The sequence below is a fragment of the Cellulophaga tyrosinoxydans genome (assembly GCF_900176415.1).
Classification (GTDB): Bacteria; Bacteroidota; Bacteroidia; order Flavobacteriales; family Flavobacteriaceae; genus Cellulophaga; species Cellulophaga tyrosinoxydans.
Genome location: NZ_FWXO01000005.1, coordinates 195,137 through 218,289 on the forward strand (window position 1 = coordinate 195,137; position 23,153 = coordinate 218,289).

Genomic DNA, 23,153 nt, shown 5'->3' on the forward strand with positions numbered 1-23,153 from the left:
ATGATGAAGCAATTTTTATCAATAGTGCTTTTTATAACAAGTCTTGCCATGTATGCACAACAAACAGCGCAAAAAAAGCATGACGAATCACAAGCGAAAAAGCCAAACATTCTTTTTATAGCGGTTGATGATTTGCGTCCGGAACTGAAATGTTATGGGGCAAGCCAAATCAAATCGCCTAATCTGGATAAGTTGGCCGCTGATGGCTTGGTGTTTAATAGAGCCTATTGCAATATTCCCGTTTGTGGTGCTTCAAGAGCAAGTCTTTTGTCGGGTACCAGACCTACTCGTTACCGTTTTATTGATGCTTATACCGAAAAAGACAAAGACAATCCCGATGCGATGTCACTGCCTTTATTATTGAAGAATAATGGTTATACCACCATTTCTAACGGAAAAATTTATCACCATCAAAAAGATGACAACAAAGCTTGGGACAGCCGATGGTTTCCAAAAGGAAATATTCGCAATTATCAATTAGCAGAAAATATTGAAAAAAATGCCCAAGCCAATCTTTCAGAAGCGGGAGGGGTTGCCTTTGAAAATGCAAATGTCAGCGACACCGCTTATTTTGACGGCAAAATTGCTCAAAAAGGAATGGCAGATTTGCGCAAATTGAAAGGTCAAAATAAACCATTCTTTCTGGCACTCGGTTTTATGAAACCTCATTTACCATTTAATGCACCTAAAAAATATTGGGATTTGTATGAAAGAAATACAATTCAACTTCCAGAGAATTATGTGCAACCTGAAACAACTCCAAAAGAAGCTTTTCATAATTATGGCGAATTGCGTCAATACGATGGCATTCCAAAGAAAGGAGACTTGCAAGATGAAATGGCCAAAGAATTGATTCACGGTTATTACGCTTGCGTGAGTTATGTCGATGCGCAAATTGGTTTGGTTCTAGACGAGTTGAAACGTTTGGATTTAGAAGAAGATACGATAGTGATTTTATGGGGAGACCACGGTTGGAATCTAGGCGAGCATAAACTCTGGTGCAAGCATTCTACTTTCGAAAGAGCACTTAAAACGCCCTTAATCATCAAAGTACCAGGAAAAACAAAAGGGACTGTAAGCAATGATATTGTAGAATATATAGATGTCTATCCCTCATTGGTAGAACTAGCAGGTTTGAAAAACCCTACTACTGTGGAAGGCAAAAGTTTTGTACCGATTATCAACGGAAAGAAAAGCGATAAAAATTGGGCAGTAAGTAAGTTTAAAGATGCCGTAACCTTGATAAAAGACGATTTGTTTTATACCGAATGGACAGATGACCAAGGCAAGGCGTATGCCCGCATGCTTTTTGACCACAAAACCGACCCCTTAGAACTGGATAATTTGGCTGAAAAACCAGTTTATCAAAACATAGTTAAGGAATTAGCTGCTGAATTAAGAGCAAAATGGGGTAAGGATTTTTTAAAAAAGAATTAATTGACATCTAAATGTCAGTCTGAGCTTGTCGAAGACTTCAACAAACTCAATAAGCTAAAATTTTATAAATAGTTATAAATGAAAAAAACGAAACGCTTTGCTTTACTACTAATTTTCCTGTTTTCATTTTTAGGAAATGCTCAAAGTCAACAAAAATCAAAACCCAATATTGTATTGATTTTTGCAGACGATTTAGGCTGGACCGATTTAAGCACAGGTAATACGAATTTCAATAATGGTTCTAAAATCTATCAAACTCCTGAAATTGATAAATTAGCAAATCAAGGAATGTCTTTTACAAATGCCTACACCAATCAAAACTGTGCGCCTTCTCGTGCGGCCTTGATAAGCGGTCAGTATGCTACTGGGGTTGACAATGGAGTGTACAATGTTGGTTCGCTATATAGACCCGACAAGCGTACCAAAGGATTTCCTAATTTACTTATTAAACCGCACGAACAACAAAATGTTATAACTGATGTAGGTACCAGTATTTTTGATGTACTTAAAACCCAGGGCTATACTACTGCTTTAATTGGCAAAAGTCATGGTACACCACACCCGCTGAAAGCAGGTTACGGCATTGATTTACCCGCCGATATTCACCATGAAATTAAGGTGATGGTGAACGGAAAAAAAACAGAATCCTCTTATTTGGCTTTAAAATCAGATAAGAATGGATGGACGTTCGATTCAGAATTTGTAGATAAATATGCTAATCCGTATAATCAAGAATATATTGACAAAACTTTATCGCCCTACAAAAACAATAGTGAACAATCGGTTTTAATGGGTATCCCCAAACACCTGACCGATGCCATTGGTGATTATGCCGTAGATTATATCAGAGAGAAAGCAAGGGGCGAAAATCCATTTTTTCTGTACGTACCTTTTCATGCTGTTCACTCTGATGTGGTAGGTCGCAAAGATTTAACAGATAAATATTTGAAAAAAGGCTTAAGTCCTCGATTGGCCGAATATGGTTCTTTGATAGAACTTTTGGACCAAAACGTGGGTAAAATTAGTAATGCCTTAAAAGACCCTAACGGAGACGGTGATTTATCAGATGATATTACAAACAATACAATATTTATTTTTTATTCGGATAACGGAGGTTTGGTAGATAATGTTCCGCTTAAAGGAAAAAAAGGAAGTCTGGACGAAGGAGGAATTAGAGTGCCGCTTATTTTTAGATATCCAGGGGTAATCAAACAAAATACTATTTCCAATCAAGCGGTTCATTGTATCGACTTTTTGCCTACACTAGCTCATATGGCAGGGGCTTCGCTTTCTTCTATGAACAAAAACAATGGCGAAAAAGCTGTTTATGATGGTGCTTCTTTTGCGGATGTTTTAACAGGAAATAAAAAAAGGATTGAGCGCGAAAACTTGTTTTGGCACTTGCCAGGCTATATGGACGAACGATTCAGGCCTACCACACTCATTCAAAAACGTATTGGTAAAACCTATTATAAACTGTTTTATTATTATGAAACAGAAGAGTTCACCCTATACAATTTGAATAAAGATTTAGAAGAAAAAAACAATCTTTTGAAAAATCCATCTGCAAAAGACATGAAGATTGCCTTAAAAATGAATGCGGATATGGTGACTTGGTTAAAAGCAAATAAAGCACCTACGGGAACTTTTGTAAAAGATGGAATTACAGTGCCTTATCCTAAAGCAGATGGGGTTAGCAAATACAAACAATAATTAGTACAATAAAATGAGAAAAAACAATCTGATACACTTTGTTTTTGGATATATCGCTTTAATATTGACTTCTTGTTCGGCTCAAAAGAAAAATGAGCAAGCAAATGTTAAAAACACACAGCCCAACATTATATTTTATTTGGCTGATGACCAAGATGTCTATGATTACGGTTGTTACGGAAACGAAAAAGTAAAAACTCCCGCTGTGGACAGGATTGCCAGAGAAGGGATTTTGTTCGAAAATGCTTTTACCGCTCAGGCCATCTGTGCGCCTAGTCGATCGCAATTATTTACAGGAAAATATCCTTTGAAAAACGGTTGTTTTGCCAATCATTCCAAAGTAAAACCCGATATCGTTAGTATCACCAAGCAGCTGCGAAAACTTGGGTATGAAGTGGTTTTGGCAGGAAAAAGCCATGTGAGTCCTGATGAAGTTTTTGATTGGGACAAAGAATGGCATGCGGTAGAAAGACCCGTAGGGCCAAGAGAATACATTCCCATAGACAGTATTCAGAGTTATTTTAAAAAGGCTAAGAAACCTTTTTGTATGCTGGTTACTTCCTATTATCCGCATGCAGAGTATTTTAATGTGGAGGGCGCCACTGCTCAAGATATCAAGTTTTATCCTTTTAATGAAAGCAAAAAGAACAATCCTGCTTTTATAAAAGACAAAGCAGGCTATTATAGAAGCATTGCAGAAGATAACAAACAATTAGACCAAGTACTTACGGCTGCCGACAATTATTTGGGAGATAATACGCTAGTTATTTACAGTGCAGACCACGGAGTTTCAGGGAAATTTACAGTAAAAGATGTGGGGTTGAAAGTGCCATTGGTAGCCCGTTGGCCAAAAGTGATAAAACCGGGAACAAAATCCAAACAGCTCATTCATTATACCGATGTATTGCCAACTTTTATGGAAATTGCAGGCGGTAAAGCTACACCTGATATGGACGGAACAAGCTTTTTACCGATATTACAAGGGACAGAAACTGCCATTCATCAATATGTTTATGGGGTGAGAACCAATCAAAACATTCTCAATTCGGAAGTTTTTCCGTCTCGAATGATTCGTGATAGCCGTTACAAATACATCCGTAACTTTAATTCTGTAGAAGTGGTAGAACAAAATCTAACAAATAAACCCCATGTTGATTTTTTCATTCGTAGAGGTGCTAATGCTTTTAAAAACGAACCCTTTGAAGAATTATATGATTTGCAAAACGATCCTTTTGAACAGCATAATCTAATAAACAAACCCGAATTAAAAGAAATTAAAGAGCGATTAACGATAGATCTTTTTAGCTGGATGAAAGCTCAAGGCGACTTTTTGAACGAGCAACCTGGTACTATGCCACTGATAAAGGGAAAAGGCAAAGCGGGTTTCAGACTTGACGAAGATACGCCTCGAAGAAAAATCCCAGACGCTATTAAAAATACTTTAAAAGAAGACGATTATAGAATTATAAAACATTGGTAAATTTTTTGCTATGAATAAATCTCTAATTACTGTTTTGACAACAGCAGTCTTTTTAATTTCTCGTAATAATGACATTAAAAAAGAAAAAATTGTTAATGAAAAAAGGTCAATGAATATTTTGCTTATTGCTGTTGATGATTTACGACCTGAACTTAATTTTTACAGAGCCCACCATATACAATCACCAAATTTAGATAATCTAGCAGCTGAGAGTTTGGTGTTTAATAGCGCATATTGCAATGTACCCGTTTGCGGCGCTTCACGGGCTAGTTTAATGACGGGGGCAAGACCAACAAGAAATCGGTTTCTTGATGCACATACTAAAAAAGATGACGATTTCCCAGAAGCGATTTCATTGCCCATGTTGTTAAAACAAAACGGCTACAAAACTATTTCTAATGGCAAAATTTATCATTATAATAAAGATGATGAAAAAGCTTGGGATGAAATTTGGCAAGCACTACCAGTATTTAATTTTGCAATCCCCGAAAATCAAAAAATAGCAAAAAACACCAGCAGAGGTTTACCCTTTGAATCTGCAGATGTTCATGATTCTATTTATAGAGATGGTAAAGTAACCCTAAAAGTGATGAACGATTTACGAAAACTTAAAAAAAGTAATCAACCGTTTTTCTTAACCATGGGTTTATCAAGACCACATCTTCCTTTTACAGCACCAAAAAAGTATTGGGATATGTACGATAGAGATGCTATAAAACTTCCGGAAAGTTATATGCAACCTGAAACTACACCAAAACAAGCCTTTCATAATTTTGGAGAACTACGCCAGTATGAAAATATTCCTAATAAAGGCGATTTGCCAGATGAATTAGCGAAAGAACTCATTCATGGTTATTACGCTTGTGTTAGTTACATAGATGCACAAATTGGTTTGGTATTAGACGAATTAAAACGTTTGGATTTGGAAGAGAATACCATTGTAATTCTTTGGGGAGACCATGGTTGGAATTTAGGTGATCACAAATTATGGTGCAAGCACGTTACTTTTGAAACCGCACTAAGAACCCCTTTACTGATAAAAGTACCTGGAAAAACAAATGGCAAAAAAACAGAAGCTATTACGGAGTATATTGATATATACCCCAGTTTAGCAGAGTTGGTTGGTTTAAAATCTCCAAAAACCGTAGAAGGTAAAAGTTTTGTTCCTATTATAAATGGAGAAAAAAGCACTAAAAATTGGGCAGTAAGTAAATTTAAGGATGCTGTAACCTTTATTAAAGATGATATATTTTATACCGAATGGACAGATGCTATGGGTGTTGCCTATGCACGCATGTTATTCGACCATAAAACTGACCCGTTAGAACTTGATAATTTGGCTGAAAAGCCAGAGTATTCAGAATTGGTAGAAAGCTTGTCGATTGAATTACGCCAAAAATGGGGTAAGGATTTTTTGAAATAAATAATTAATATGGGATCATTAAAATATAGAAAATTTGGGTATAATTTAATTGTATTATTATTTATACTTTTAATTCAATTGAGCTCTTATAGTCAAGAACTAAAACGCCCTTTTATTTTGGTTAAAGCAAGTGAACGTAATAATGTTTTAGAAAAAATAGAAACACAACCTTGGGCTCAAGATATTTATAATAAGCTATTAAAAAAAACAGATAGCGAAGTCGATTTGTTTTATAAAAATCCAGAAAGTTACCTTAAACAATTACCATTTAATTGGGATGAAGCTCAAAAGAATCAGTTCCCACCATTTTATAAAACAGACCATGTAGAAAATGGTGTTCATAAAAATTTAGATAATGCTACAGATGAAGAATGGAAGCCTGCCGAACTTTTAATTAAAAATCTGCAAGTAGCCTTAGATTGTAGCATGATTTACTATGTTACACAAGACGAAAAATACGCCTACGTAGCCAGTAGCATTTTATATAGTTTTGTAAAATCCGTGCAAAAGGCAGAACTATCTAATTGGCATAGTAGAGGTGGTTGGTTATTTCCTTATGATGGTTTTAGAGAAGTACGTGTTATAGGCTATAAACTACCTTTAATTTACGATTTTGTATATCCATATTTTCAAAACGGTGGTAAATCTTTAGATATCATAAAGGGTGATATAGTTGACTTTCCTTTTAATGAAGCTCAAAATGTGTTTAGAACTTACGCAGATATTACTATTAATTATGGGCATACAGGTTCTAATCATTCGGTGTTAGAAGCTCCAAGTTTGGTGTATAATGCACTAGCAATGGATGATAAAAAGGAGCGTGAAAAATTACTGTCTTATTTTCTAACTGAAAATACTGAAAATCAAGACGCGCTAAATGTGATGGCTAAAAACTATAAAAATAAAGGTGATATTTGGCCAGAAACATCGCAATATCTTAATCATTCCACAGCTATTATAGCAAAATTGATGCTTGTTGTAAATAAGTATAAACCAGAATTAAAATTAGCTAAGACATATCCCAATGTGTTATATGCTTTACCTAGATTAGATTATTTTGTCTACCCTAACAATGAAATTATAAGATGGGGCGATGGACATCGTCATGGATCCTCACTATATAACGCATTTGAAGATGCATACGCTCTAGCTGAAATGGATGGTTTGAATGATTTAAAAGAAAAATTTGGACCACTAATTAATCGAGCCATACAAGTTGGGAAATATAAAAGAAAGGATATGGAATCTATTTTTTGGTACGATGATGAAATTATTGGAGAGCCAGAATCGTTTGAGTTAAGCAGAACAGACAGAGTATATCATGCAGGCATCGTCATGCAACGAAATTTAAGTAGCACCAATAACCCTAAAGATGGTTTAATGTGTTTTGTTGGTGGTGCGCATATGGTACACGGACATGCAGAAGGCATGAATATTGAGCTGTATGGAGAAGGTCAGGTTTTAGGTGTAGATAATGGTAGAGGCAAATATGCTAAAGATATTCATGAAAACTATTCAAGAATATTTGCCGCGCACAACACGGTTATAGTAAATGGCAGCTCACAAGGAGAAGGTGGCTGGAGTAATTTAGGCATTAATACCGTTGAAGTTGTTTCCATGGAACCTCAAGTTGGAACAAAGGGCGTTTCCCCATATCATTCATTTAGCCAAACAACTTTTGATGATAATGGTGGAGAAAAAGCTGAAGCTACACAAGAACGTACGCTTGCATTAATTAGAACTTCACCAACCACAGGATATTATGTAGATGTTTTTCGTTCAAAGTCTAAATTACCAAACCAGTTTCATGATTATTTATATCACAATATTGGGGATACTTTGGAGTTTGAAAACAGTAATATGGCTTTTGAAAGTACACCAGAAAAATACAGCCAAAATGCTAATGCTAAATGGGATAGAGGAACATATAGAAACCCTGGATGGCACTTTTTTGAGGAGGTAAAAACATCAAAACCTTATAACGAGGCTGTGAAGGCAACTTTTAATGTTGAACAATTACAAGCAGCCAAAATATATATGCAAATGCACATTCCGGGATTTGAAAACCGAGAATACACACAAGTAAAAGCGCCATATACTTTTGAAGCTCCAAAACCCTATGATAAATTACCAACACCAACATTAGTTATTCGCAATAAAGGTGCTGCTTGGAATAATCCATTTGTGGTGGTTTATGAACCCTTTAATGACAAAGAAAATGCGACAATTACATCAGTTTCAAAATTAGAACAAGATGGTGTATATAAGGGTCTAAAAGTTATAAGTGAATCACCAAAAGGTAAATTAATCCAATATATTATTACTCAATCTAAAGGTCAGGAGTTTAAAAATGATGCATTAAATATTTATTTTAAAGGTACTTTAGCTGTTATTACCCTAGATGGAAATGAAATGTTGCAAAACATTTATGTAGGTCAAGGTGATAAACTTGTTTATAAAAATAAGGTTATAAACATTGGTCTTGGAAAAAAATATTACAGGACCTATTAAGTCACCGTTATGCGTTTAAAAAAATTGCTTAATTTATTATCACTTCTCTTAATTGCGTTGATGCATTTTGCTTGTGTATCAAAAAAGCAGACAACATTGTTATTTGTTGGTAGTTTTACCGATAAAAAACCAGGAAAAGGTATTCATATTTATAAGTTTAATAACGATACAGGAGAAAGCATCTTGAAATTCACCCTTGATAGTTTAACAAATACATCGTTTTTACGCTTATCTTCTAATGGTAAATATTTGTATTCAGTAGTTGATAGTCAGATGGATTATAGGGGTAAAGTAGCTGCTTTTAGAGTGGACGCAATAAATACAAAAATACACTTGTTAAATATGGAGGATTGTGGAGGTATTAACCCTGCGCATATAGAAATAAGTAATGTAGAGAACCTTTTAACCAATTCAAATTATTCCGATGGTAGTTTAAGTGTTTTTAAAATTAATTCAGATGGTAGTATTAACCCTTATAGTCAAGTTTTAAAATTTAAAGATAGTAGTATTATTAAAAACCGTCAGAGTGCCTCACATATTCACTCGTCAAATTTTTCACCAGATGGTAGTTATTTATTTGCACAAGATTTAGGAGCGGATAAAATAAGACGTTTTAAAGTTGTTAAAAATACCGACTCTATTTTAGCTAATGAAAATCAATTACTGGTTAAACCAGGCAGTGGCCCAAGACATTTTGCATTTCACCCAAACGGTAAGTATGGATATATGATTGCAGAATTAAGTGGTAAAATCACAGCTTTTCAATATAATTCTGGAGACTTGGAGTGTCTTGAAGATTACCCTTCTTATCGCCATAAGCAGGAAATTTATAGAGCTGCCGATATACATATTTCACCTGATGGTAAATTTTTATATGCCACTAATCGCGGTCCTGCAGAAGATAGTATATCATTATTTTCAATTAATCAACAAAATGGAACTCTAATTTTAATAGGACATGAACTAACATATGGAGAGCATCCTAGAAATTTTTCAATATCTCCAGATGGTAAGTTTTTATTAGTTGCTAATCAATTTTCGGATAATATAACTGTATTCAAACGTAATGTTCACAATGGAAAGCTAACAAAACTATCATCGGATATCAATGTTAAAAATCCATCGAGCATACAAATGTATACCTATACTATTTTTGAGTAATTTTCCTTAAAGGGAGTCCCTTTCAATTAAATTAAATGGCACCTTTAATTTACATTTTTTATTATTTAAAATAATCTCTGCGGCAGTCTCTCCCATGATTTTAAAATCAGTAGAGATGACCGTTATTCCTAAAAGTTCTTTTAAGGGTGTGTCATTATACGAAATAATGCCAATATCACTTCCTAATTTATATTCGTCCTCTCGAATTTGCTTAACTAAATTTACCAAATCAGCCTCTTCAATGGTAACAAATAAATCACCTTTTTTTAAAATCATGTCCTCATAAACCCGCTCTAATATTTCAAAATCTAACTTATGTTCAATGCAAAATTTTCTAAATCCATTTAAAATTCTCCTTGGATACGGATAAACGGCCTTTTCAGGATAAACGAGAATTATTTTTTGGTATTTTTTGACTTTATTCAGTCCTTCAGTTAATGCATTATAAATATCATTTTCAAAGTCTTGATACACTTCTCCTAAAGCTCCACTTAATTCAGGTTTTATATTATCTAATATGATTAATTTATCTTGCGATATTTTTTGCATCGCCTTAATTACATTATCGGTAAAACTAACATGATTTGATGTATCCGTTTTAAAATGCGGCATTATAATATAGTAATCGTATGCTGATTTGTTTTTATCAAATAGATTTAAAAATAAGGTTTCATTACAATGGTAAACATGCAAATCAGTGTGAGAATTTGCCCCAATTCTTTCTATAAAATGATTGTAAGTTCGGAGTTTATAATTACTTAACTTATTTACAAGAAATAATATGTTGACTTTTGAAATTAACTTCGTTCGAGAAATATAAAAACCTTTACCTCGTATGGAAATAATAATATTTCTTTCTTTTAGTATACTGTAAGCTTTTTCAACAGTATCTCTGGAAAGATAAAATTCTTCACTAAACCTATTAATTGATGGTATTTTTTGATCAATATTAAAATTTCCTTTAGAAATATTATCAATTACAGAGTCAACAATTTGTTGATATTTTGGTACTCTAGAATTTTCATCAATGTTGATAAACTTATATAAATTCATACACTATTTTTCTCTTGTATTATAATACTCAATTTACACAAATAAACATAAAATCTTTAAGGTGGAATAGATATTATTCGTGTTGTTTGCAAATTATGTCTTAATTTAAAATGCCAAGTCGTTGTTTAACAAGATTATATTTGAAATAATATCGAATAAAATAAATTTTTTGAATAGCAATATTTGATATTACAGTACAGTACAGGATAGAGTTGGTTTTTTTCTTATTTAATTTTGAAAGTATAATTTTATTTTATGGCATATATGGAAAACACAACCAAAAACTTTAAACACGTAGATTACCTTTGGGATGAAAAAAAAGCAAATAGTTTGGGTGATAACCAGGTTGAGCTTTTTCTTTACCGTTCAAATATACTTGGAGCCGATTTAAGAATAACTAATTACGGTGGAGGTAATACAAGTTGTAAAACTATAGAAACTGATCCCCTTACAAATGAAAAAGTTGAAGTAATGTGGGTTAAAGGTTCTGGTGGGGATATAGGTACTTTAACACGATCTGGCATTGCTGGTTTGTATACGAAAAGGTTAAGAGATTTAAAGAACGTTTACAATGGGCTGCATGATGAAGATAGAATGGTTGGATTATTTAATCACTGTATTTACGATTTAGATAGTAAAGCTCCTTCTATAGATACCCCATTACACGGATTATTACCATTTAAACACATAGATCATTTACATCCAGATGCGTTAATAGCTGTCGCAGCTGCAAAAGATAGTGAAAAAGTAACCAAAGAAATTTGGGGAGATACTATGGGCTGGGTGCCTTGGCAAAAACCAGGCTTTGATTTAGGTTTACAGCTTGAAAAATGTTTGGCTGATAACCCCGGAATTAGAGGTATAGTTTTAGGAAGTCATGGATTGTTTACTTGGGGCGATACCTCCTATGAGTGTTATATGAATAGTTTGGAGGTGATAGAAATGGCTTCAGATTATATTGCAAAAAAAATTAAACAAAACGGTTCTGTTTTTGGTGGGCAAAAAGTGGAAAGTTTGCCTAAAGAAGAGCGTTTAGAGAAAGCTGCTCAATTAATGCCGTTATTACGTGGTTTGTGTTCTTCGGAAAATCGAATGATAGGACATTTTTCAGATACCGATGTGGTAATGGAATATATTAATAGTAATGATCTAGAACGCTTGGCACCTATGGGAACTTCTTGTCCTGATCATTTTTTGCGAACAAAAATTCAACCCTTAGTTTTAACTTTAGATAAAACTGAAGATTTAACAGATGCTCAAGCTGTGCTTAAGAAATTAGAGCCTGCATTTGAAGTATACAGACAGGAATATGTAGATTATTATAATACCTGCAAAAAAGACAATAGCCCCGCTATACGTGATGCAAACCCTGTGATAATAATCTATCCAGGAGTGGGTATGTTTAGTTTCTCTAAAGATAAGCAAACTACTCGTGTGGCTAGTGAGTTTTATATTAATGCAATAAATGTAATGCGCGGAGCTGAGGCTATTACATCATACACATCATTGCCTAGACAAGAAGCTTTTGATATAGAGTATTGGTTGTTAGAAGAGGCAAAACTACAACGTATGCCGAAAGAGAAGCCACTTTCTAGAAAAGTTGCATTCGTTACAGGAGCTGGTGGAGGTATAGGTAAAGCTATTGCAGATAAATTGGCGGCTGAAGGCGCAAATGTTGTGTTAACAGATATTAATGAAGCAAGTCTTATTGAAGCAAATGCAACATATAAAAGAGACGTTTCAACTTATGCTATATGTGATGTTACAAATACTGAATCTATTGAAAAGGCTTACAAAAAGGCTGTAATTGAATTTGGTGGTATAGATATAGTTGTGCATAGCGCTGGTTTAGCAATATCTAAAGCACTGGAAGATACTACAGATAAAGATTGGAATATTTTACAAAACATATTAGTTAAAGGTCAGTTTGATCTAGCAAAACAAGCTACAGCAATTATGCGTAAACAAGGGCTTGGTGGAGATTATATTTCAATAGCAAGTAAAAATGGCTTAGTTGCAGGACCTAATAATGTTGCATATGGTACCGCTAAAGCTGCCCAACAGCACATGGTTCGTTTATTAGCAGCGGAATTAGGTAAAGATCATATTAGAGTAAATACAGTAAACCCGGATGGCGTTATAGTAGGTAGTAAAATATGGGAAGGTGCTTGGGCGGAAGGACGCGCAAAGGCAAATGGAATAACGGTAGAAGAATTGCCAGCGTTTTATGCCAAGAGAAATTTATTGAATGAAATTATTACGCCTGAAGATATTGCCAACGGAGTATTTTCGTTTGTTGGTGTTTTAGATAAATCTACAGGAAATATAATCAATGTTGATGGAGGCATGGCAAATGCCTTTGTACGATAAGTGTTTTTAGTTGTTAGTTGAGTTAGTAAGTAAAAAGATAGCTTCCATAATTGTTACGTTTTATGGAAGTTTCTTTTCTTTTTAGAGAAATGTGAATTATGAAAATATTAAAAGATCAAATCTTAGATTGTAATAAATCAGAAATACAAAATCATAAGGAAACTTTTGATTTTTTATCCAGTACCCTAGATAAAAAAGGCCATAAGGTTGCAGAAATAGTGGCTAAATTATCTGATTTTCAAGTAGCTATACCAAGTTGGGCATTAGGTGCAGGAGGTACGCGCTTTGGGCGTTTTTCATTTTATGGAGAACCATCTAGTCTAGAACAAAAAATTGAAGATATAGGAGTAATACATAGTTTAACGCAAACGGCAGGCGCTGTATCATTGCATATTCCGTGGGACATTCCATCCGATTATAAGGCTATTAAAGAGCAGGCAGATGCGTTGAATATAAAATTTGATTCGGTAAACTCAAACACTTTTCAGGATCAAAAAAATGCAAAAGAGAGCTATAAATATGGATCATTGAGCAATACCAGTAAGGTAGTTAGAGATCAAGCTATAGCGCATAATTTAGAGGTAATTACTATTGGAGACAAACTAGGATCAAAAAGTTTAACAGTTTGGTTGGCAGATGGATCTTGTTTTCCAGGACAGAGTAACTTTCAAACAGCTTTGCAGAATACAGAAAATAGCCTAAAAGACATATACAAAGGTTTACCTAAAGATTGGTCTATGCTAATTGAATACAAGCCATATGAGCCCAATTTTTATAGTACAGTAATTCAAGATTGGGGAACTTCATTTATGCTTGCAAATGCATGTGGTGAGAAGGCATTTTCTTTAGTAGATTTAGGACATCACTTGCCAAACAGTAATATCGAACAAATTGTATCTATTTTAATGCTTAAAGGTAAATTAGGTGGTTTTCACTTTAATGACAGTAAGTATGGCGATGATGATTTAACGGTTGGTAGTATTAAGCCTTATGCTTTATTTTTAATTTTTAATGAATTGGTTTATGGCATGCGGAATAATCCGCAAAACCCTGATTTGGCTTGGATGATAGATGCTAGTCATAATGTAAAGGATCCATTAGAAGATTTAATCCAATCGTTAGAGGCTATTCAAGAGGCTTACGCTAAAGCATTATTAGTAGATCAAGTGCAATTAAAAGAAGCGCAACTAGCTAATGATGTTGTAAAATGCCAAGAAATATTACAAAATGCTTATCGCACAGATGTTCGACCATTATTAGAAAAAGCCAGAATAAATAATGGAGGTGTAATAAAGCCTATAAATGCATTTAGAGCTTTAGGCGTGAGAGGGCAATTGATAAAAGAAAGAGGAAAAAATACTATAGCTACAGGCTTGTAATCAAAATGTAATGAAGGAAAAGGTAACCGCTGTTTTTGATATTGGAAAGACTAATAAAAAGTTTTTTTTGTTTGATAGAGATTTTAAAGAAGTGCATAAAGAATATATTTCTTTTGATGAAATTGAAGACGAAGATGGCCATCCAACAGAAAACCTTTCTGAATTACAAAAATGGTTAAAAAAAGTTTTTAACCGAATTATTGAGTCTAAACGGTTTGAAGTAAAAGCAATTAACTTTTCTACTTATGGGGCAAGTTTAGTGCATATAGATCAAAATGGTAATCCACTGACACCACTTTATAATTATACAAAACCATTGCCGCAAACTATAATAAATTCATTTTTTAAAGAGTATGGACCTAAAAATGAGTTTTTAAAAGTTACAGGGTGTGGAGACTTAAGCATGTTAAATTCTGGCCTACAACTCTATTGGTTAAAAAAAGATAAGCCGGAAATCTTCTCTAAAATAAAGTACTCCTTACACTTGCCTCAATATTTAAGTTATGTGTTTACCGGAATACCTCTTAGTGAATATACAAGTATAGGTTGTCATACGGCCTTATGGGATTACGAAAAAAAAGATTACCATAATTGGGTTTATAAAGAAGAACTTGACAAGATTTTGCCGCCGATTGTTTCAACCGAAACAAGTATAAATATGAATTATAATGGCAACCGTATAAAAATTGGTGTTGGAATTCATGATAGTTCGGCAGCGTTATTGCCCTATATTAGGAGTATTAAGAAAAAATTTGTTTTAGTTTCAACAGGAACATGGAGTATTGTATTTAATCCTTTTACGAAAAATTCTATTCCTTCAGTAGCTTCTAAAAGCGATGTTATAAATTACATGCGTATTAATGGCAAGCCTGTTAAAGCAACACGAATGTTTTTAGGCAATGAATACAAATTGCAAGTAGCTAAATTAGATGAAAAATTTGGTGTAAAAGATGATTTTCATAGATCAGTCAAGTTTAATTATGATACTTATTTCGAAATTATGCAAGATTTTAAGCATTGTTTTAAATGGGAAAGTATTTATGATAAGGACATGCCTGAAAAAACACATATGTTGTATGATAAATATGAACATGCCTATCATCAATTAATGATTGAGATTGTATTGGTTCAGATAAAGTATATTAAAGAAGCATTAGGTAAATGTCAAATTTCAAGAGTCTATATTGATGGAGGATTTAGTAATAATGATATTTATATAAAATTACTTTCGCATTATTTTAGAGATAAAAAATTAAGTACAACAGATGCATCTCTTGGATCTGCATTAGGTGCAGCAATTTCAATTTCAGATAATAAACTTAATTCTAAATTTTTAAAAGAGAACTATTCGTTGAAAAAGCATGTTCCTTTTATTGTTAAAGTTTAACATTTTTTACTAAAAAGAAAGTATGGCTAATAAATTTGATACCCGTTTTCCTTCTATTGATGACTTACGAAAACGAGCGCAAAAGAAAATACCCAAATTTGCATTTGAATATTTAGATGGTGGATGCAATGAAGATGTTAATCTAAAAAGAAATACATCTGAACTTAGAGAGGTGCAATTAAGACCAAATTACCTTAGAAAACATAAAGGTTCTTCATTAAAAACAAAGTTATTTGGTGTAGAATATGATGCGCCTTTTGGCATTGCCCCTGTTGGTCTCCAAGGTTTAATGTGGCCTAATTCTTCAGAAATATTAGCAAAAGCAGCATTTCAACATAATATCCCTTTTATATTGAGTACAGTAACCACAACAAGTATTGAAAGGGCGAGTGAACTTACAGAAGGAAAAGCATGGTTTCAATTGTACCATCCTACAGAAAACAAGCTACGTGACGATATAATTAAACGAGCAGAATCTGCGGAATGTCCTGTATTGGTAATACTTTGTGATGTTCCAACTTTTGGATTTAGACCACGCGATATAAGAAATGGTTTGGCTATGCCTCCAAAAATGAACCTGAATAATATTTTGCAAGTTTTTGGCAGGCCAGAATGGGCTTTGGAAACGCTAAAATATGGACAACCAGGCTTTGAAACATTAAAACCTTATATGCCAAAAGGTTTAGATTTAAAACAATTAGGTAAGTTTATGGATCAAACTTTTAGTGGAAGATTAAATGAAGAAAAGATAAAGCCTATCCGTGATATGTGGAAAGGTAAATTAGTTTTAAAAGGTGTTGCATCAGATTATGATACTGAAGAAGCTATTCGTCTTGGATTAGATGGAATCATTGTGTCTAATCACGGAGGGCGCCAATTAGACGCTGGTGAATCTACAGTAAAACCGCTTACCTCGATAGCAGAAAAATATGGTGAGCAAATAGAGGTAATGATGGATAGTGGAATTCGTTCCGGACCAGATGTTGCAAGAGCAATGGCAAGTGGAGCTAAATTTACTTTTATGGGTCGTTCATTTATGTACGGTGTTTCTGCACTTGGGAAAAGAGGAGGAAACCATACCATTTCATTATTAAAAACAGAATTGCAACAAGTTATGGAGCAAATTTGTTGTGAAAAAACTACAGATTTTCCAAACCATTTAATAAAATAATTTATACCGCATACGAATAACTAACTAAAGCTAAACTAATATGAGCCAATACAATATTGATGAAGAGGTGGAGGAAATTGCAGGAGGAGAATTTGAAAGAGAACCTGTTCCGAAATCCAAATTAAAGGGGTGGAAGACTTTTATAGGAATGTATGCAGGGGAGCATGCCGCTGGAACCGAGTTTATGATTGGACCTTTGTTCCTAACTGCCGGTGTTAGTGCCTTCGATCTAATTGTAGGTCTATTAATTGGTAATCTATTAGCTGTTTTAAGTTGGCGATTTTTAACAGCTGAAATAGCTGTTAAAAACAGACTTACTTTATATTTTCAATTAGAAAAGATTTGTGGTAAAAAATTAGTTACTGGTTATAATTTAGCCAATGGTATATTGTTTTGTTTTTTAGCTGGTTCCATGATAACGGTCTCTGCTACAGCCGTGGGCATTCCCTTTAATATGCCTATGCCAAAATTAACAGATACAATGCCTAATGGTCTTACTTGGATTATTATAGTAATATTGATTGGTACAGTTATATCTATTATAGCAGCTAGGGGATATGACACTGTATCAAAAGCGGCAGATTGGATGAGTCCTATTATAGTAGTTGCTTTTCTAGCATGTGGAATTGTTGCATTAAACCAATTAGGTGTTACTAGTTTCGCAGATTTTTGGAATATATGGGGTGAAGGTGCTGAACCTTTTCCAGGACAAATAAAATATACCTTTTGGCATGTGGTTATATGGTCATGGTTTGCTAATGGTGCTATGCACGTTGGTATGTCTGATTTATCAGTATTTAGATTCGCAAAAGAAGCTAAAGCTGGTTGGACAACTGCAGCAGGGATGTATGTAGGTCATTATATGGCATGGATAGCTGCAGCATTATTATATGCTGTATATTTAAAATCTCCAGAAGCTCAAACATTTTTGAGCAATGGCGAAGCACCACCAGTTGCTCCTGGACCCTTGGCGAATAATGCTATTGGAATATTTGGTATCATCGCGGTAGTGTTAGCAGGTTGGACTACTGCAAATCCAACTATTTATAGAGCAGGATTAGCATTTCAGGCAATATTACCTAAATTATCAACAGCCAAAGTTACTATTTTGGCAGGTGCTGTAGCTACAATTGCAGGTTTGTTTCCAGCATTTGCAATGAAATTATTAGGTTTCGTAGCGCTTTATGGATTTATTTTAGCACCTTTTGGCGCAATAATTGTATTTGAACATTTCTTTTATAAAAAAGCAGGAATAATTAAAAACTATGCTGAATCTGCCAATTTATCTTTTAACATTTCGGTTTTTTGGGCTTGGGCAATTAGTTTTGGATTGTTTTACTTTATATCTATTAAGTTCGATGTGTTTCTGTCTTTTGTAACTCTTCCGGCATGGTTATTATGTGGTATTCTCTTTTTGTTTTTTAGTAAACGATTTCAAAAATAGCGGTTACATTTTCTAGAATTATTTGTTGATTTAACAAATATTAAAAATAGATACATCAGTTTCTGAAAAATTACTAATTATATATAACAATCTGTAAAAGTGAGGTTTAGTTTGTTCAGAGGTATATATGAGAGTATCATTGAAAATTATTGAAAAACGAAATTAATATTTATTTAGAAATTCATCTAATTGATTAGTATATATGCAAACATCATCAAATTCAAAGTACTTAATAAAACTAACCTTAGTTGCTACCCTTGGAGGTTTACTGTTTGGCTATGACACGGGAGTAATTTCAGGAACAGTAGGTTCCTTAGACACGTTTTTTGTAATTCCTAAGGACTTATCAGAAGCTGCTGCAAATGCTTATAAAGGTTTTTTAGTAGCAAGTGCATTAATTGGCTGTATTATTGGTGGAATTTTTGGTGGATTAGTTAGTAAAAAATTTGGAAGGAAAAACGGTCTTATATTAGCAGCTATTTTATTTTTAATATCAGCATTAGGATCTGCAATGCCTGAAATGCTTATAGCTCCAATAGGTGATTTAGATCATACTTTTTCCAATATTTTTATTTTTTATAGAATTCTTGGTGGTATTGGCGTGGGATTAGCCTCAATGTTATCACCATTGTATATTGCTGAAATAGCACCTGCTAATAGTAGGGGTAAATTGGTGTCTTTTAATCAATTAGCAATTGTAGGAGGTTTTATGGTTGTTTATTTTGTAAACTATTTCATTTCAAAAAGTGGTGGATCTGATGCGTGGTTAAATGAAGTGGGATGGAGATGGATGTTTGCTTCTGAAGTCATACCTGCAGGATTGTTTTTAGGTTTATTATTTTTTGTACCAGATACGCCACGTTCATTAATGCTAAAAAACAAATCAGAAGAGGCATTAAAAGTACTTAAAAAAGTAAATGGTGAAGTGGAGGGTATTAGAATTTTGGCTGAAATAAAAAGTTCAATAGTAGAAACATCAGGAAAACTTTTGACATATGGATGGGGAATTATTTTAATTGGAATTGCTTTATCTGTTTTTCAGCAATTTGTGGGTATAAATGTGGTGTTGTATTATGCGCCCGAAATATTCAAATCTATTGATCCTAATACCGATGGCGCCTTATTGCTGACTATAATTGTTGGTGTTGTAAACTTCTTATTTACTATTGTAGCAGTAAAAACTGTAGATAATAAAGGCAGAAAACCCTTAATGTTGATTGGTGCTTTAGGCATGGCAGTGGCTATGCTCGCATTGGGATTTGTATTTTTTACTGGAGCAACAGGATATTTAGCACTTGCTTGTATGATGTTATATGTGGCAAGTTTTGCCCTAAGTTGGGGTCCAGTAACATGGGTATTACTTTCAGAAATTTTTCCTAATAAAATTCGTGGTAAAGCAATGGCCGTTGCTGTTGCTGCGCAGTGGATTGCAAATTATATTGTGTCTTTAACTTTTCCTATGATGAATGATAATACGCAACTAACCGAGATGTTTAATCATGGTTTTGCTTATTGGGTTTACGGTATAATGTCGTTAATTGCAATGTGGTTTGTTTGGAAATTTGTTCCAGAAACTAAAGGAAAAACCTTAGAAGAAATGGAAAGTCTATGGGAAAATAATGGCTAACTAACTTAATAAAAACCAAAAAATAAAACAAAAAATCTTCTTTGTCTAATTTAAACTTGTTAATGAAACATGATTTTAAGCTAGACCCGCACAATTATTAATTTAGGTTAACTTTTTATGGATTTCAAAACTATTTTAAGCGTGCTTATTTTGTTATTGCTGTTCTCAAATTCATCAGCACAAATTAAAGGAAAAATACAAGAATCTGCAGATCAATATCCATTAGAATATGCAACAGTGGCCCTTTATAATCAGCTCGATAATAGTTTAATAACAGGTGTTATAACCAATGAAGAAGGGGCGTTTGCTATATCGGAAACAAAAAATGGAATTTATTATATAGAGGCTTCTTTTGTGGGGTATGCAACAATAACCATAAGAAATATAGAAATAAGCAAAATAAAACCACAAATAGATCTTGGAGTAATTGAACTAGTTTTAGGAAATCAACTTAACGAAGTTGTTGTAAAATCTGATCGCCAAACAGTAGTTCATAAAATAGATCGACAAGTGTTTGATTCTAAAAATTTTCAGAGTAGTCAAGGAGGAAATGTAGTGGATGTTATTAAAAATTTACCATCTGTAACTATTGACGGTCAAGGAGAAATTAGCGTAAGAGGTAGTAAAGGATTTACTGTATTATTAAATGGAAAACCTACACAGGGTGATGTTAGCGCTATTTTAGCACAGTTACCAGCTAATGCAATAGAGAAGGTAGAATTAATAACAGCGCCATCAGCTAAATATGATCCTGAAGGAAAAGGAGGTATTATCAATATATTAACCAAAAAAGGAGCTACTGATGGAATATTTACACAGATTAATCTTCGTGGCGGATTTCCATCCATACAGCCGTATAATACACAAGTTCCCGCTCAACGTTATGGAATAGATGCTATCATAAACAACAAAACTGAAAAATGGAACATTTCTTTCGGAACAAGTTATCAACGTAATGACAAAACTGGTAGGAGAGAAGGTGATGTTTTTATTATTGATGAAGCTGAAAATAAGCAAACTTTTTTACCATCAGATGGAGAGCGAAGTTTTGATGATGTGAGCTATAATGGTAGGTTTAATGTTGCATTCACTCCAAATACATCTGATGAATTTTCGTTAGGAGTTTTTGCAGGAAAACATACCGTTGATAGACTCGCGGATATTACATATTTTGACAACCATGCGATCAGTCCAATTGGGAGTGCGAATAGATTATATACTTTTCAATATTATAATCATAATTTAAGAACGCGAAAAGGCGATTTTGCATTAGGGAATTTTGACTATACACATCATTTTATAAATGATTCTAGAATCTCAAGCTCGTTTTTGTATGAATATACTTTTTTAGGAGGTCCTACCTATAATGATAATGTTGATACACCAGCATATGGGATAGTCTATCAGCAAGAGTATAACACCAATGATAATCCGTTGCATGGCGTACGCTATAATTTAGATTATGCATGGAAACCATTCTCTTTTGGTACTATAGAAACGGGTTATCAGTTCAGACAGTTAAAGCATTCAGGAGAATTTGTCTATGAGCGGGATGCAGTTATAGTACCTGAATTCTCTAGCGATATTGAATTAAAAAGAACGATTCATTCAGCATATGCACAATTAACTGGTAAAAAAAACAAAGTAGACTATGCCACTGGTTTAAGGGTGGAGTCAATGGATAGGGTGTACACTGAAGCTCTAAAAAGTGAAACTATTCCAAATGTTTATAATTATGATTTTGTAAAATTATTTCCATCTGCATCTTTACAATTTACAATTGACGAGGACACAAAGCTAAAGGCAGCCTACAGTAAAAGAGTTGAGCGTACTACAACGTTAAAAATGAACAGTTTTGCAGAGCGTGAGCATTCAGAAGTCTTTGAACAAGGAGATAATAGACTTTTACCGGAGTTTATTGATTTGGTAGAACTTGGAATTACAAAGAATTTGAACGGTGGAAATTCAATATTTGCAACAGCATATTATAGGCATGTAGACAATGTTATAAACAGAGTAAATACGTTAGCTTATGAGACAAACGGATCTGTTAATGATTCCATTTTGAATCGGGTGTACTCCAATGTTGGAAAAAGTAATACCTATGGTTTAGAAATTGGTACACAGTTTAAAGCAGCAAAAAATTGGAGTAATTTTATTGGCGCAAATATTTATAATAATGCCATTGATGGATTGTTTGTATTTAGGCATAGAGATGGTATTGAAAGAGTATATGATGTACATAGTAGTGCAACTATATACTCTTTTAATATTAATTCAACGTATTCATTTTGGACAAATACGTCATTACAATTTACTTTTAATTATTTGTCACAGACAAATACAGCACAAGGTAAAGATTCAGAATTCTATACACCAAATTTAACATTTAAGAAGTCATTTCTTGATGGTAGACTGGTAGGTACATTGCTATGGCAAAATATAGATATGGGTCTTTTAAAAGCCAACGAGCAACGAATTACTACTTGGAGAGCGAATGAATTTTATACCACTACAAATTATGTTTACGAAGTTGATATGATAACACTAAATTTATCCTATACATTTAATAAAGCCAAAAACAAATCTAAATTCATTGATAGTGAATTTGGGAAACGAGAATTTTGAGTTTGTTTTAAACACTACTCATTATATATAGGATGTTTTTTACATTAAGTTTAATACATTTCATATCTTATCAAGAAAAGAGTTTCATTAACGAAGTTTTCTATTCGTTACTAATAGGGAAAGGATTATTAAAGTAAAAGCCTCTTAAATCCAAGATTTAAGAGGCTTTTTTTTGTGACCGGGCTGGGGCTCGAACCCAGGACCCTCTCCTTAAAAGGGAGATGCTCTACCAACTGAGCTACCAGGTCATTATTTCAGTAAAAAACTATCAGGTTAGTTACCCTGTTAGCGGCTGCAAATATACTATCAATAATTAATTATCCAAGCCTATTTTTAAAAAAAATTATTTTTTTTTGAATTGACTATATT

General features: G+C 33.6%; 14 protein-coding genes and 1 tRNA gene. 13 read left to right on the forward strand and 2 right to left on the reverse strand.

The features are described from left to right. The 6 genes from B8963_RS13945 to B8963_RS13970 all read left to right on the forward strand — a co-directional run bounded on the left by B8963_RS13945 (position 1) and on the right by B8963_RS13970 (position 9,725). Positions 1-1,437 carry a sulfatase gene (locus tag B8963_RS13945; protein ID WP_234989677.1) on the forward strand — a complete coding sequence of 479 codons (1,437 nt, stop codon included), beginning with the start codon at positions 1-3 and terminating at the stop codon, positions 1,435-1,437. Between the two features lie 78 nt (positions 1,438-1,515). Beyond that, positions 1,516-3,150, forward strand: a complete 1,635-nt coding sequence (locus B8963_RS13950) for a sulfatase-like hydrolase/transferase (protein ID WP_084062469.1) — start codon at positions 1,516-1,518, stop codon at positions 3,148-3,150. Between the two features lie 13 nt (positions 3,151-3,163). Then, on the forward strand, positions 3,164-4,630 hold the full coding sequence (locus tag B8963_RS13955; protein WP_084062472.1) for a sulfatase family protein: 1,467 nt from the start codon (positions 3,164-3,166) through the stop codon (positions 4,628-4,630). A gap of 10 nt (positions 4,631-4,640) precedes the next feature. Continuing rightward, a complete protein-coding gene (locus B8963_RS13960) occupies positions 4,641-6,053 on the forward strand; it encodes a sulfatase (protein WP_084062475.1) in 1,413 nt (470 codons plus the stop codon). A 9-nt stretch (positions 6,054-6,062) separates the two neighbouring features. After that, positions 6,063-8,564: an endo-acting ulvan lysase-like protein gene (locus tag B8963_RS13965; protein ID WP_084062478.1), complete on the forward strand. Its 2,502-nt coding sequence runs from the start codon at positions 6,063-6,065 to the stop codon at positions 8,562-8,564. Between the two features lie 9 nt (positions 8,565-8,573). Next, on the forward strand, positions 8,574-9,725 hold the full coding sequence (locus B8963_RS13970) for a lactonase family protein (RefSeq protein WP_084062482.1): 1,152 nt from the start codon (positions 8,574-8,576) through the stop codon (positions 9,723-9,725). A 6-nt stretch (positions 9,726-9,731) separates the two neighbouring features. Here the strand turns inward: B8963_RS13970 and B8963_RS13975 are convergent, their stop codons facing one another. Beyond that, positions 9,732-10,778 carry a GntR family transcriptional regulator gene (locus B8963_RS13975; protein ID WP_084062486.1) on the reverse strand — a complete coding sequence of 349 codons (1,047 nt, stop codon included), beginning with the start codon at positions 10,776-10,778 and terminating at the stop codon, positions 9,732-9,734. A gap of 264 nt (positions 10,779-11,042) precedes the next feature. Between B8963_RS13975 and B8963_RS13980 the strand changes: the two genes are divergently transcribed. From B8963_RS13980 to B8963_RS14010, 7 genes are all read left to right on the forward strand, one after another. After that, complete coding sequence (locus B8963_RS13980) at positions 11,043-13,148, forward strand: bifunctional aldolase/short-chain dehydrogenase (RefSeq protein WP_084062612.1); 2,106 nt, start codon at positions 11,043-11,045, stop codon at positions 13,146-13,148. Positions 13,149-13,246: 98 nt separating this feature from the next. Next, positions 13,247-14,527: a sugar isomerase gene (locus B8963_RS13985; RefSeq protein WP_084062489.1), complete on the forward strand. Its 1,281-nt coding sequence runs from the start codon at positions 13,247-13,249 to the stop codon at positions 14,525-14,527. 10 nt (positions 14,528-14,537) lie between these two features. Then, positions 14,538-15,914 (forward strand): FGGY-family carbohydrate kinase, encoded by a 1,377-nt coding sequence (locus B8963_RS13990; protein WP_084062493.1) that lies wholly within the window; start codon positions 14,538-14,540, stop codon positions 15,912-15,914. 22 nt (positions 15,915-15,936) lie between these two features. Beyond that, on the forward strand, positions 15,937-17,085 hold the full coding sequence (locus B8963_RS13995) for an alpha-hydroxy acid oxidase (protein WP_084062497.1): 1,149 nt from the start codon (positions 15,937-15,939) through the stop codon (positions 17,083-17,085). Between the two features lie 40 nt (positions 17,086-17,125). Then, a complete protein-coding gene (locus B8963_RS14000) occupies positions 17,126-18,529 on the forward strand; it encodes a purine-cytosine permease family protein (protein ID WP_084062501.1) in 1,404 nt (467 codons plus the stop codon). A 202-nt stretch (positions 18,530-18,731) separates the two neighbouring features. Beyond that, the gene (gene xylE, locus B8963_RS14005) at positions 18,732-20,156 is read left to right on the forward strand and encodes a D-xylose transporter XylE (RefSeq protein ID WP_084062506.1); all 1,425 of its coding nucleotides are present in this window, start codon (positions 18,732-18,734) and stop codon (positions 20,154-20,156) included. A gap of 117 nt (positions 20,157-20,273) precedes the next feature. Next, positions 20,274-22,784: a TonB-dependent receptor gene (locus B8963_RS14010; protein WP_084062510.1), complete on the forward strand. Its 2,511-nt coding sequence runs from the start codon at positions 20,274-20,276 to the stop codon at positions 22,782-22,784. 175 nt (positions 22,785-22,959) lie between these two features. Here the strand turns inward: B8963_RS14010 and B8963_RS14015 are convergent. Then, positions 22,960-23,032: transfer RNA gene (locus B8963_RS14015), tRNA-Lys, on the reverse strand. Positions 23,033-23,153: the final 121 nt, after the last annotated feature.

Coding starts and splice junctions, on each gene's coding strand:
- B8963_RS13945 (WP_234989677.1), top strand. CDS start 1: ATGATGAAGCAATTTTTATCAATAGTGCTTTTTATAACAAGTCTTGCC.
- B8963_RS13950 (WP_084062469.1), top strand. CDS start 1,516: ATGAAAAAAACGAAACGCTTTGCTTTACTACTAATTTTCCTGTTTTCA.
- B8963_RS13955 (WP_084062472.1), top strand. CDS start 3,164: ATGAGAAAAAACAATCTGATACACTTTGTTTTTGGATATATCGCTTTA.
- B8963_RS13960 (WP_084062475.1), top strand. CDS start 4,641: ATGAATAAATCTCTAATTACTGTTTTGACAACAGCAGTCTTTTTAATT.
- B8963_RS13965 (WP_084062478.1), top strand. CDS start 6,063: ATGGGATCATTAAAATATAGAAAATTTGGGTATAATTTAATTGTATTA.
- B8963_RS13970 (WP_084062482.1), top strand. CDS start 8,574: ATGCGTTTAAAAAAATTGCTTAATTTATTATCACTTCTCTTAATTGCG.
- B8963_RS13975 (WP_084062486.1), bottom strand. CDS start 10,778: ATGAATTTATATAAGTTTATCAACATTGATGAAAATTCTAGAGTACCA.
- B8963_RS13980 (WP_084062612.1), top strand. CDS start 11,043: ATGGAAAACACAACCAAAAACTTTAAACACGTAGATTACCTTTGGGAT.
- B8963_RS13985 (WP_084062489.1), top strand. CDS start 13,247: ATGAAAATATTAAAAGATCAAATCTTAGATTGTAATAAATCAGAAATA.
- B8963_RS13990 (WP_084062493.1), top strand. CDS start 14,538: ATGAAGGAAAAGGTAACCGCTGTTTTTGATATTGGAAAGACTAATAAA.
- B8963_RS13995 (WP_084062497.1), top strand. CDS start 15,937: ATGGCTAATAAATTTGATACCCGTTTTCCTTCTATTGATGACTTACGA.
- B8963_RS14000 (WP_084062501.1), top strand. CDS start 17,126: ATGAGCCAATACAATATTGATGAAGAGGTGGAGGAAATTGCAGGAGGA.
- xylE (WP_084062506.1), top strand. CDS start 18,732: ATGCAAACATCATCAAATTCAAAGTACTTAATAAAACTAACCTTAGTT.
- B8963_RS14010 (WP_084062510.1), top strand. CDS start 20,274: ATGGATTTCAAAACTATTTTAAGCGTGCTTATTTTGTTATTGCTGTTC.